The sequence below is a fragment of the Pseudomonas sp. H3_E07 genome (genome assembly GCF_054668895.1).
The window spans coordinates 3,298,041-3,310,758 of the sequence record NZ_CP162795.1 but is presented as its reverse complement, the minus strand read 5'-3'; the positions used below and the strand labels follow the sequence as shown (position 1 = coordinate 3,310,758).

The 12,718-nt window shown below is 59.8% G+C and carries 10 protein-coding genes; 7 read left to right on the top strand and 3 right to left on the bottom strand.

From position 1 onward, the window contains the following. The first annotated feature begins 53 nt into the window (after window positions 1-53). A complete protein-coding gene (rarD, locus tag AB4O08_RS15055) occupies window positions 54-938 on the top strand; it encodes an EamA family transporter RarD (RefSeq protein WP_010207032.1) in 885 nt (294 codons plus the stop codon). Between the two features lie 223 nt (window positions 939-1,161). On the opposite strand, the gene AB4O08_RS15050 is transcribed toward rarD, so the two are convergent. Next, window positions 1,162-1,674: a glycine cleavage system transcriptional repressor gene (locus AB4O08_RS15050; protein WP_045791562.1), complete on the bottom strand. Its 513-nt coding sequence runs from the start codon at window positions 1,672-1,674 to the stop codon at window positions 1,162-1,164. Between the two features lie 267 nt (window positions 1,675-1,941). Here AB4O08_RS15050 and AB4O08_RS15045 point away from each other — a divergent pair, with 267 nt between their 5' ends. Beyond that, the gene (locus AB4O08_RS15045; protein ID WP_187517193.1) at window positions 1,942-4,119 is read left to right on the top strand and encodes a malate synthase G; all 2,178 of its coding nucleotides are present in this window, start codon (window positions 1,942-1,944) and stop codon (window positions 4,117-4,119) included. A 36-nt stretch (window positions 4,120-4,155) separates the two neighbouring features. Here AB4O08_RS15045 and AB4O08_RS15040 read toward each other — a convergent pair whose 3' ends face one another. Then, window positions 4,156-4,599 carry a hypothetical protein gene (locus AB4O08_RS15040; RefSeq protein WP_047542584.1) on the bottom strand — a complete coding sequence of 148 codons (444 nt, stop codon included), beginning with the start codon at window positions 4,597-4,599 and terminating at the stop codon, window positions 4,156-4,158. A 127-nt stretch (window positions 4,600-4,726) separates the two neighbouring features. Continuing rightward, entirely contained in the window at window positions 4,727-5,173 is a 447-nt protein-coding gene (locus tag AB4O08_RS15035; protein WP_010207040.1) for a response regulator, read from the bottom strand. A gap of 245 nt (window positions 5,174-5,418) precedes the next feature. On the opposite strand from AB4O08_RS15035, the gene AB4O08_RS15030 reads away from it, so the two are divergent. The 5 genes from AB4O08_RS15030 to AB4O08_RS15010 all read left to right on the top strand — a co-directional run bounded on the left by AB4O08_RS15030 (window position 5,419) and on the right by AB4O08_RS15010 (window position 12,579). Further along, window positions 5,419-7,341 carry a putative nucleotidyltransferase substrate binding domain-containing protein gene (locus tag AB4O08_RS15030; protein WP_460114200.1) on the top strand — a complete coding sequence of 641 codons (1,923 nt, stop codon included), beginning with the start codon at window positions 5,419-5,421 and terminating at the stop codon, window positions 7,339-7,341. Continuing rightward, window positions 7,338-8,045: a 3'-5' exonuclease gene (locus AB4O08_RS15025; RefSeq protein WP_010207044.1), complete on the top strand. Its 708-nt coding sequence runs from the start codon at window positions 7,338-7,340 to the stop codon at window positions 8,043-8,045. The genes AB4O08_RS15030 and AB4O08_RS15025 overlap by 4 nt, the downstream gene beginning before the upstream one ends. A gap of 100 nt (window positions 8,046-8,145) precedes the next feature. Next, complete coding sequence (locus tag AB4O08_RS15020) at window positions 8,146-8,664, top strand: RNA polymerase sigma factor (protein WP_010207046.1); 519 nt, start codon at window positions 8,146-8,148, stop codon at window positions 8,662-8,664. Next, on the top strand, window positions 8,661-9,656 hold the full coding sequence (locus tag AB4O08_RS15015; RefSeq protein WP_010207048.1) for a FecR domain-containing protein: 996 nt from the start codon (window positions 8,661-8,663) through the stop codon (window positions 9,654-9,656). Before AB4O08_RS15020 ends, AB4O08_RS15015 begins: the two co-directional genes overlap by 4 nt. A 109-nt stretch (window positions 9,657-9,765) precedes the next feature. After that, entirely contained in the window at window positions 9,766-12,579 is a 2,814-nt protein-coding gene (locus AB4O08_RS15010) for an acyltransferase domain-containing protein (protein ID WP_021491311.1), read from the top strand. The last annotated feature ends 139 nt before the right edge of the window (window positions 12,580-12,718 follow it).

The following is a 12,718-nucleotide window of genomic DNA, read 5'->3' as shown; positions in this document are numbered from 1 at the left end:
TGAGAAATATCCTTACAATTGCGCTTTGTTAGCTGCCTAAGCAAGGATTCCGCATGCAAGCCGCCAACCCCCGCAAGGGGTACATCCTGGGCCTGAGCGCCTATGTCATCTGGGGTCTGTTCCCGCTCTACTTCAAAGCCATCGCCAGCGTACCCGCTGCCGAGATCATCGTACACCGCGTGCTGTGGTCGGCGCTGTTCGGCGGTTTGCTGTTGATGGTGTGGAAGCATCCCGGCTGGTTCCGCGAATTGCGCGACAACCCCAAGCGCCTGGCGATCCTGGCCCTCAGTGGTTCGTTGATTGCGGGCAACTGGCTGACTTACGTGTGGTCGGTGAATACCGGACGCATGCTGGAAGCGAGCCTGGGTTACTACATCAACCCACTGGTGAATGTGGTGCTGGGCATGCTGATCCTGGGCGAACGCCTGCGGCGCTTGCAGTGGGTGGCCGTCGGGCTGGCCGCCGTGGGTGTGGCGCAACAGGTGTGGCAAGTCGGCAGCTTGCCGTGGGTATCGCTGGTGCTGGCGTTGACCTTTGGCTTCTACGGGCTGATTCGCAAGCAGGCGCCCGTTAAAGCGCTGCCGGGGCTGGTGGTGGAAACCTGGATGCTGGTGCCGATTGCAGTGGCCTGGTTGCTGTTCAACCCGACCGCCCATAGTGCCCAGATGGCGTTCTGGAGTACGTCCGAAGCCTGGTGGCTGGTGGCCGCCGGCCCGGTGACGCTGATCCCGTTGGTGTGTTTCAACGCCGCCGCACGGCATTTGCCCTACACCGCATTGGGCTTTTTGCAGTACGTCGCACCGACGCTGGTGTTGCTGGAAGCCGTGCTGCTGTTCGGTGAACACCTGGCACCGAGCACACTGACCGCCTTCGCCTTCATCTGGGCAGGCCTGGTGGTGTACAGCGTTGATATCTGGCTCAGCGCACGCAAACGCTGATCAAATAACGTACAAACCTCTGCAAGCCACAGCGGGCGTGGCTTGCAGGCATCCACCCCAAGGTTATCCACAACCTGATCCCCGCCATTTGTGCACAAGCTTTTGAAATTGCTCGTTTTTTGCTCAAATGACGGAGGCGCCCGGCGGGCGTGGCCTGGCGCCGGGTCTCTACAGGTTATCCACAGGCCCATGCAAGATTTCCATGCATAACCCTGTGGGCAGATTATTCCTCGTGATGCAGTTCCACCATCAAGTCATCGGCCAGGGTTTCCAGAGATAACTGCAAGGTATCGAGGGACAACGCCGCTGGCACCTGCAACAACGCCTCGGCGGTAAACAATGGATCGCCGCTCATGGGTGCCGGGCGCACATCGGTACTCAGGCTCTCCAGGTTCACACTCTGCTTGCTCAGCAGCGCCGTAATCTCGCGCACAATGCCCGCACGGTCATTGCCCACCAGCGTCATCATGATCGATCTGGAGGCCGAGGCCTGTCCGCTACTGCCCTCGCCCACCAGCACGCGAATGCCATGTGTGGATAAATCCTCCAGCGCCCCGACCAACGCCTGACGGTGCTCTGCAGGAACGCTGACCCGCAGGATCCCGGCAAACTGCCCGGCCATGTGCGCCATGCGGCTTTCCAGCCAGTTGCCGCCGTGGGCGGCGATGTTCTGCGCAATGCGTTCAACCAGCCCGGGTTTGTCGGCGGCGATAATTGTGAGTACAAGATGGTCCATGGCCAAGCCCTCTGGAATTCAATCTACAAGGTGGACCCGCAAGCCCTTGAAAACAAATCGTGTACCATTTTTATATTTATCTGGAACAATCCATTAGTTTTTTGAGAACATCCGGTTCTCCGCTGTGACCGTACGACCAAAGTGGGTCGCTAAACGACGTATTTAGTCTAATTTTCACAACCGCAAGTCATCATGTAGTATGCCCAATCGTGCACTACATAATGAAAATCTGAAACAGCGCATAAGCTCCGCAGAGTGAGGCAAGCAATGACTGAACACGTTCAAGTCGGTGGCCTGCAGGTCGCCAAAGTCCTGTTCGACTTCGTGAACAACGAAGCCATTCCCGGCACCGGCATTACTGCCGACCAGTTCTGGGCCGGCGCCGACAAGGTCATCCACGACCTGGCACCGAAGAACAAAGCCCTACTCGCCAAACGCGACGATTTCCAAACGCGGATCGATACCTGGCACCAGACCCACGCCGGCCAGGCGCATGACCCGGTGGCTTACAAAGCCTTCCTGCAAGACATTGGATACCTGCTGCCAGAAGCCGCAGACTTCCAGGCCACGACCCAAAACGTCGATGACGAGATCGCCCGCATGGCCGGCCCGCAGCTGGTAGTGCCGGTGATGAACGCCCGCTTCGCCCTCAACGCCTCCAATGCGCGCTGGGGCTCTCTGTATGACGCGCTGTATGGCACCGATGCCATCAGCGAAGCCGACGGCGCCGAAAAGGGCCAGGGCTACAACAAGGTACGTGGCGACAAGGTCATCGCCTTCGCCCGCGCCTTCCTCGATGAGGCCGCACCGCTCAGCGCCGGCAGCCACGTGGATTCGACCGGCTACAAGATCGTCGACGGCAAGCTGATCGTCAGCCTCAAGGGCGGCAGCAACAGCGGCCTGCGCGATGACGCACAGTTGATCGGTTTCCAGGGCCCTGCTGCGCAGCCGATTGCGATCCTGCTGAAACACAACGGCCTGCACTTCGAAATCCAGATCGACGCCAGCACCCCTGTCGGCCAGACCGACGCCGCCGGCATCAAAGATGTGCTGATGGAAGCCGCGCTGACCACCATCATGGACTGCGAAGACTCCGTCGCCGCCGTCGATGCCGACGACAAAGTGGTGATCTACCGCAACTGGCTCGGCCTGATGAAGGGCGACCTGGCCGAAGAAGTCGCCAAGGGCGGCAAGACCTTCACCCGCACCATGAATGCCGACCGTGTCTACACCGGCGTGAATGGCCAGGACGTGACCCTGCATGGCCGTTCGCTGCTGTTCGTGCGTAACGTTGGCCACCTGATGACCATCGACGCGATCCTCGACAAAGACGGCAACGAAGTGCCGGAAGGTATTCTCGACGGGCTGATCACCAGCCTGGCGGCGATCCACAGCCTCAACGGCAACAGCAGCCGCAAAAACAGCCGCACGGGTTCCGTGTACATCGTGAAACCGAAGATGCACGGCCCGGAAGAAGCGGCGTTCACCAATGAGCTGTTCGGGCGCATCGAAGACGTGCTGAACCTGCCGCGCAACACCCTCAAAGTCGGGATCATGGACGAGGAGCGCCGCACCACGGTCAACCTCAAGGCCTGCATCAAGGCGGCCAGTGAGCGCGTGGTATTCATCAACACCGGCTTCCTCGACCGTACCGGCGACGAGATCCACACCTCCATGGAAGCCGGCGCGATGGTGCGCAAGGCCGCCATGAAGGCGGAAAAATGGATCAGCGCCTACGAGAACTGGAACGTGGATATCGGCCTGAGCACCGGCCTGCAAGGTCGCGCGCAGATCGGTAAAGGCATGTGGGCCATGCCCGACCTGATGGCCGCAATGCTCGAGCAGAAGATCGCCCACCCACTGGCCGGCGCCAACACCGCCTGGGTACCGTCGCCCACGGCGGCTGCCCTGCACGTGTTGCACTATCACAAGGTCGACGTATTCGCCCGCCAGGCCGAACTGGCCAAGCGCGAGCGCGCGTCGGTGGACGACATCCTGACCATTCCCTTGGCCAGTAACACCAATTGGTCCGACGAAGAAATCCGCAACGAGCTGGACAACAACGCCCAGGGCATCCTCGGATATGTGGTGCGCTGGATCGACCAGGGTGTTGGCTGCTCGAAAGTGCCGGACATCAACGATGTGGGCCTGATGGAAGACCGCGCCACCCTGCGTATCTCCAGCCAGCACATCGCCAACTGGCTGCGCCACGGCATCGTCAATGAAGTCCAGGTGATGGAAAGCCTCAAGCGCATGGCGCCAGTGGTGGACCGTCAAAATGCCGGGGACAAGCTGTATCGCCCACTGGCACCGGATTTCGACAGCAATATCGCGTTCCAGGCGGCGGTGGAGTTGGTGATTGAAGGTACCAAACAGCCGAATGGGTATACCGAACCGGTGTTGCACCGCAGGCGTCGGGAGTTCAAGGCTAAAAACGGCCTGTAAATGAAAAAGCCCTGATCGTGAGATCAGGGCTTTTTATTAACGCTTTAGAGGCACACTAAACCCGTAGTTGAATGTACCGCTGAACGTAAGTACATCACCCGTTTTATTACTGACTTTGCCGTCTCGCACAAAGCCCGAGAGCTCGACTCTATCTACTGTAGGTTCGGGGATGATTTGATATTTGACCTCTATCGTTCCTGAGGGGGCTCGGTCGTATTCCTCAAACGGACTGAGCATAAATATTACTTTCGAGATCTCCGACAAGTTGAATTCGTTATTCCCCTCTTCGACTCTTTTCGGAGAATAGGTCAAGCTAATACCTAAGCCGTTGACTTCGTCTGTGGGTATTATCAGTCGTTGAATGTCCCTGATGATCCTCCGCGAGGTTAATTTGAGACGATTGCCTTTGAGGGTGTATTCAAACTCCGCTAACGCGTGGTCAGCGTCAGCCTGAGGGCTGTTATCTTCTGCAGTGGGCATAAATTAGATTCCTGTTCAGGTCATGGGCCAAAAGCTCGTCAAGAGCACCCAAACCATTGAACATGCGATCGCCCACTGCAACGACTGTCAGAGTTGACAGTGTGGTGTAACTCCAGACAAACGGCCCCTACTGCGCCATCCCCAACTCCCGCTTGACCATCTTCGCCAACTTCACGCTATCAATCGGTTTCAGCAAAAAATCCACCACGCTCAAGTGCATCGCATCAATCACATCTGGCGCTTCGGCGTCCCCCGACATGATGATAATGGGCAATGCAGCGCGAGTGGAATCTCGCACTAGCTTGATCAACTCCAGCCCGTTGCCGGGGTTCATGCGCAAATCGGTGATCAGCAAACCGATGGAGCTGCTCGACTTCAACAAATCCCACGCCGCCTCACCACTGTCAGCCGTCATGCAGCGAATACCGTCCAGTCCCAGGATTTCCGCCAGCAATTCGCGTGCGTCCTTGTCGTCGTCGACGATCAGCACGCGTTGTGGCGGTAAATCAGGCTCCAGCATCACGGCGCTCAGCGCCTCGCGCTCAGCGTCACTCAAAATATCGTGGTCGGACATACGGTTCTCAGCAGTTCTAATCAATCTCCCAGCACACTCGTCAGACATCTGCGGAAGGGCGTTCAATGTGCACTTCGTCGGAAAGTTTGCCTAGTGGGCGTTCTACGGGTTTTGGACGATAGTCATGTAAGGTTTTTCCCTAGGTGTGTGCCGTTTGTATCGACCTAGACTTACGTCCAATGGGCACCCGCCGCGCGGGAGTCGACCATGCAGGACGATAACGACAAAAAAATGCGGTCACTGTTATGAGTAAAGCTGATGCTTTCGCGCAAGCGGGAAAAACTGCTGTTTTGCAGAATATTCACGGCACCCTGCAGTTCCTGCAGCGTTTCCCGCCGTTCAACCAGATGGAAAACGCCCACCTGGCGTTTTTGGTGGAACAGTGCCAGTTACGCTTTTACGGCTCCGGCGACAGCATCCTCAAACCGTCGGGTGGGCCGGTTGAACACTTTTATATCGTCAAGCAGGGCCGGGTTGTGGGTGAACGACCGGACAGCGCCGAAACCACCTTCGAAATCACCACTGGCGAGTGCTTCCCCCTGGCCGCGTTGCTGGGCGAACGGGCGACCCGCACCGAGCACAAGGCCGCCGAAGACACCTTCTGCCTGCAACTGAACAAACCGGCATTCATCAAGCTCTTCGCGCTGTCCAGCCCGTTTCGCGATTTTGCCCTGCGTGGCGTCAGCAGCCTGTTGGACCAGGTCAATCAGCAAGTGCAGCAAAAAGCCGTGGAAACCCTCGGCACTCAGTACTCGCTGAACACGCGCCTCGGCGAATTGGCCATGCGCCATCCGGTCACGTGCAGCCCAGCCACACCGCTGCGCGAAGCCGTCACGCTGATGCATGAGCAACAGGTGGGCAGCATCGTCATCGTCGATGAGCTCAAGGCGCCCCTGGGGATTTTCACCCTGCGCGACCTGCGCCAGGTGGTGGCCGATGGCACCAGCGATTTCAGCCAACTCATCGAAGGGCATATGACCCAGGCGCCCTTCTTCCTGACCCCTGACCACAGCGCCTTCGACGCTGCAATCGCCATGACCGAACGGCATATCGCCCACGTCTGCCTGGTCAAGGACCAGCGCCTGTGCGGTGTAGTGTCCGAACGCGACCTGTTTTCACTGCAACGGGTGGACCTGGTGCATCTGGCGCGCACCATCCGCAACGCACCGCGGGTGGACAACCTGGTGGCGATTCGCGGCGAGATCGGCCAGTTGGTCGAACGCATGCTGGCCCATGGGGCCTCGTCCACTCAGATCACCCACATCATTACGCTGCTCAACGATCACACCGTGTGCCGGGTGATCGAGCTGACCCTGGCCGAAAAAGGCGACCCCGGCGTACCGTTCAGTTGGTTGTGCTTCGGCAGCGAAGGCCGTCGCGAGCAGACGCTTTACACCGATCAGGACAACGGCATTCTGTTCGATGCCAAGGACGCCGCCGAAGCAGCAGCGATCCGTGGCCGGCTGCTGCCACTCGCCCAGCAAATCAATCAGAGTCTTGCCCTGTGCGGGTTCAGCCTGTGCAAAGGCAACATCATGGCCGGCAACCCGGAGCTGTGCCTGTCGCGCGCGGAGTGGGCGCGGCGGTTTGCAGCTTTTATCCGCGAGGCGACGCCGGAGAATCTGCTGGGTTCCAGCATCTATTTCGATCTGCGTGTGGTGTGGGGCGATGAACGTGGCTGCGAGCAATTGCGCCAAACCATTCTCGACCAAGTGGCGGACAACCGGTTGTTCCAACGCATGCTGGCCGAAAACGCGTTGCGCCAGCGGCCGCCCGTAGGACGTTTCCGTGAATTTGTACTGACCCGTAAAGGTGGCGAAAAAGCCACCCTCGACCTCAAGGTGCAGGGCCTGACCCCTTTCGTCGACGGCGCGCGCCTGCTGGCCCTGGCCAATGGTATCCACGCCAACAACACCTTGGAGCGTCTGCGCCAACTGGTGGTGAAGGAGGTGATTGAGCCCCTGGACGGCGCCGCGTATGAAGAGGCCTACCACTTTATCCAGCAGACCCGCATGCAGCAGCACCAGTTGCAATCCCGCGAGAACCAGCCGTACTCCAACCGTGTCGACCCTGACAGCCTCAACCATCTGGACCGTCGGATCCTGCGTGAATCCCTGCGCCAGGCACAACGTCTGCAAAGCAGCCTGACGCTGCGGTATCAGCTGTGAGTTTGTTCAACTGGCTGCGTAAGAAAAAGCCGGGGCTCGACAGTGCGCAACAACAGCGCCTGGCGCAACTGCGCAGTCCCACGCCACTGGGCAACAACACCCTGCGCAACCAGCGCTGGGTGGTGGTGGACCTGGAAACCAGCGGCCTCAACCTCAATCGTGATCAGGTACTGTCCATCGGCGCGGTCGTGATCGAAGACGGTGCGGTGGATTTCTCGCAACTGTTCGAACGCACCCTGCAACGGGCTGAAACCAAACTCAGCCCCAGCGTGTTGATCCACGGCCTCGGCCCCAGTGCGATCGCGGCCGGCAGCGATCCGGTGGACGCGTTGTTGGACTTCATGGACTTTGTCGGTGACAGCCCATTACTCGCCTTCCATGCGCCGTTCGATCAACACATGCTGTGCCGGGCACTCAAGGACAGCCTGGGTTACCGCCTGACCCATCCGTTTCTCGACGTTGCAGACATCGCTCCCCTATTGTGCCCCGAGGCGCATATCCGCGAAGCCGGGCTGGACGATTGGATCAATCACTTCAACCTGCACGTGGGCGAGCGTCATCACGCCAGCGCCGATGCCCTGGCCACGGCGGAGCTGATGCTCATCCTGTTCAGCCGCGCGCGCCAGCAGCACATCGATACGCCACAGGTATTGCAAGAGCGTTTGAGCCAATGGAAACGGCGTCAACACGCGCCATCGTTTTAATGTCATCTCCCGACAAACGCCAATTGCGCCGACACCACGGCTCTGCCACAATCGCGAATAATTCTCGTTAGTTTAAACATCCCGTTTACCAGGTGATGCCTTGTCGTCGATTCAGAACCCACACAGTGAGCTTGTTGGCGCGTTGTATCGCGACCATCGTGGCTGGCTGCTGGCCTGGCTTCGACGCAACGTGGCCTGCCCGAGCCGCGCCGAAGACCTGAGCCAGGACACCTTCATGCGTCTGCTGGGCCGTGACGAGTTGCGCGCGCCCCGCGAACCCCGTGCGTTCCTGATGGCGATCGCCAAGGGCTTGCTGTTCGATTACTTCCGTCGCGCCGCCCTGGAACAGGCCTACCTCACCGAACTGATGCTGATCCCGGAAAGTGAACACCCTTCGCCGGAAGAACAGCACCTGATCCTCGAAGACCTCAAGGCTATCGACCGCCTGCTCGGCAAGCTGTCGAGCAAGGCCCGCGCCGCCTTCCTTTATAACCGTCTCGACGGCATCGGCCACGCCGAAATCGCCCAGCGCCTCGGCGTGTCGGTGCCCCGCGTGCGCCAGTACCTGGCCCAAGGCATTCGCCAGTGCTACATCGCGCTGTATGGCGAGCCGCAGTGACGGTGATCAGTTCCAGACCGGTGTCGGCCCGCGTGCTGGATGCGGCGATCGCCTGGCAGTTGTCCCTTGATTCGGGTGACGGCAGTGCAATCGAGCGTGAAGAGTTCGATAAATGGCTGGCCAGCGATGAAGAACATGCCCGCGCCTGGCGTCAGTTGGGCATGCTCGACCAGCGTTTCAGCGTAGCCTCAGGCCCGGCGCGGGCAGCATTGCTGCAATCGCGTGAAGGTATTCGCCAGCGTGTGCGCAAGCTGGGCAGTGGCCTGGCAAGTGTCGCGTTGGTCATTGGCCTGGCGCTGTTTGCCGGTGAGCGCTATGTGCCGATCCACTATTGGCTGGCCGACCAACGTACCGCCACGGGTGAGCAGCGCACGCTGAAGCTGTCGGACGGTACGCTGATCAACCTCAATACCCACAGCGCCATCGACGTGCGTTTCGATGAAAAACGCCGGCTGGTTGTGTTGCAGGAAGGTGAAATCCTGGTCGAAACCGGCCACAACGATGAACGCCCGTTCTATGTACAAACCCGCGATGGCAGCCTGCGGGCGCTGGGCACACGGTTTATCGTCAAGCGCGAAGACGACGCCACACGCTTGAGCGTGCTGCAATCGGCCGTGGCGGCCCAACCCGAGGCGCTGCACCAGGAACAGGTCTTCAAGGAAGGCCAACAAGTGCTGATGCGCAGCGACGGCCTCGGCCCGCTGCTTGCCGTCACTCCCGCCACCGATGCCTGGACCCGCGGCATGCTGGTGGTCGACAACGCGCGCCTGGGCGAGGTGGTCGAGGAGCTCAGCCGTTACCGCACCGGTTACCTGGGGGTGGATAAAAACGTGGCTGACCTGCGCATCACCGGCAGCTTCCCACTGCACGACACCACGCTGGCGCTCAACGCGCTGCTGCCGACACTGCCGGTGCACATCGAGCAGCACACTCCCTGGTGGGTGACGGTGAAAGCCACGGCGAAAAACACCGAATCACTTAGCGAGAAATGAACAAACCCTCATTTCAAACGCGTCTAAAAAACTGTCATGCCTGACAGGTTTCAGCCTTACCGTCGTGTCCTTCAATAGACATCTCAATTGTTCTATTAAGGATGAAACGATGTCGACGCTCCCAAACATCACCCGCCACACGTTTACCTTCTGCTTCCCCGGTCAGGGCAACGACCCCTGCGGTGCCTTGGCCGACCTGCACCAACACGCCGAGGAGTTGCGTGGCTCGATAGAGTCCACCCTGGCGCTCATCGAACACGAGGCGGCGCAGCACGAGCCCGGCCTGCAGCCCGGCCTGGTCACTCAAGTGTTGCTGACCCATCAGCATGCCCTGCCGCTGCCTTCCGGAGTCATGCAACTGGCCCTGTATGGCGCTGCGGTTGTGCTCAACCAGTTGCTGCACGACGCAGGCGTGCGTCCGGCACTGATTCTCGCGCAGAGTTTTGGTGAGATTGCCGCTCGGGTATGCGCCGGCGTACTGAGCATTGAGCAGGGCGTGGCTGCAGTCTGCGCCCTCAATGCGGCCTACCGCAGTGAGGAGGGCCGCGGCGGCATGCTGCTGATCAACCTGGCGCCGCAAAAGACGCAAGCGTTGCTCGACAGGTGGCCAGAACTGAAGCTGGAGTTGGGCTCGGTCAATGCCCCTGAGCAATGCATCATCAGCGGCGAAATGAGCGGCCTGAACGGTCTGCTTGAACGCTACGGCGACAACACGCCGCCATTGCGCTGGGTGCCGATCGCCTACGCCTCCCATTACTCGGCGCACCGGCATGTCGCAGAAGTGATGAACGCACGGCTACAGCCCCTGAAGCAACAGCCGTTCAGAATGCCCATCTATTCGACCGTGCTGAGACGCTGCTACCGGCACGGGGAAGACCTGCACGAGTTGTTCACGCGGGGCGTGACCCACCCCACCGACCTGCCCAAGACACTCACCACATTAGCGCCCGACCACCGCCGCCTATTTATCGACATGGGCGTGAACCGAGGCATGTCGATGTGCATCCTCAAAAGCCTGCGCGATGCCAAAACCTACACACCCCTGGCCGCGCCGCCCAATGCCCTTCGCCAACTGCTGGTCGACTCACAGACGCTCAACGTCCTGCGCCCTCTGGTCAACGGGCCCGTCTCTGCCCAAACCCACGCGCACATGGCCTATACGTTCAGCGATCCGCAGTTGCATCCGCAAACCAACCAGAGCGCCCACGACGGCCACCGCCATACCTATTGGCGCTTGCAGCATCTGCTCAAGCAACTGCCCGACGGCATCCACGGGTTCAAACAACCGGAATGGTTGATGGCCGTGGCCACTCATGCGGCGATCAATGATCCATCGCTGTTCATGGGATGCGTGATTCAGCAGGGTTTGTGCATCGGCACACTGCTGGCGTTCGAGCAGGACCACCCGCATGCCGCCCGGTGGCGGCGCGAACTGGAAACGGGCGAAAGCCTGGGGGTCTACGCGCTGACTGAAATAGGCCGCAGCAACTCGCATATGGCCCCCTGCCTGGAGGCGGTATTCGATACCGACACGCGTACGTTTGTGTTGAACACACCGAACAACGCCGCGCTGAAATTCGCCAATGTCGGTATCAATAACCTGAATAAGATGGGCGTAGTGTTTGCTGAGTTGACGGTTCAGGACCAACGCTGTGGTGTCTTCGCCTTTGTCTTGCCATTAAGTGATGCACAGGGCCCGTGCCCCGGCATTGAAATGTCGTCGCCAGCGGAAATTCGCGCAGTGCCATTGGATTACGGCGTGTTGCGTTTTAATCAGGTACGCATCTCTTTTGACGCATGGCTGTGTGACGGGGCGCACATTGATGACTCCAACCGCTTCCACGACCCACTGGGCAACACCGATCGGCGTCTGATCCGCTCACTCTTCGCCCCCAAGAACGTGTGGGCGATGGTTGGCACCGGTTTGAGCTCCGTCATGCTGGCCTGTGCAACACTGGCCCTGACGCATGCCAACCGGCGCACCACCCAGGCACGCATCGGCAACGGTACAAGCCTGCTGGATTTTCGCACCCAACGCCGCGCACTGTTCGGCTGCCTGGCCACCGCGTACGTGATGAAAAGCTTCGCCAATGACTGCGCGTGTCTCTGGATCGAGGGCACGGCCAGTCAGTCATCACTGGACAACACCGGCGCGGGAGAGGTGACGTGGACACCGTGGGCCGCCATTTCCCAGAGATTGGCGTTGCTCAAAGCCCTTTGCGCCCCCGCCGCCGAGGCGGTGGCCACCGAATGCCGATTGCGCTGCGGCGTGGCCGGGGCGCTCAACCTCAATCGTTTCGCCGACTACGAAGGCATGGCCAAGATCTACCAGGACGCGGGCGGCAATAACCGCATGATCCTGCTGGATGCCGCCAAGGTCCTGATCGGCCAACCCTTGAGCAAACCCACACCACCCGACCCGCAGGCTGAACTGGACGATCCCGAGTACAGCCTGAGCATGGCCCGCACCCTGGAATACCGTTTGCTCAAGGAGGTGGCCGACCATGTCGCCGCACGCCGGACGTTGGGTGAGGACGACATGCAGGTCTGGAATTCAAAGCTGATGGTGGTTGCACGGGCAGGCGAAGCGCATGCCCAACGCCTCGCCATCGAGAGCGCAGTAAAGGCCGGCGACTCCCTGCCGCCGGGGCTTGCAAAGGATCTGGTGAACGCACTGTGCGGCCTTTACGTACTCGACTACCTGCACAAACACGCGGCCTGGTATATCAGCGAGGGCCTCATGGACAGCACTCGCTACCGTGCGCTGGAGGAACAACTCAATCGACTGAGCGACTTCCTGGCCCCCCACGCCCTGCTGTTGATCGATGCCTTCGGCCACGGTGAAGCGACGCGTGCGGCCATCGCCCGTGCAGAACCTTACGCAGACGCTTTGACCGCGAAACTGCAATGGGCACAAGGCTGAAACGCATCGCAAGCCTGAACTTTCAGGGCCATGCAGTGCGAAGAGTTGTGAACGCTCACAGATTTATTTTCACTTGGCCCTATCACTTTTCGTTTTTCGTTCGGCACCTAGGCAATTGCGAAATATTTCCATTCAGGAG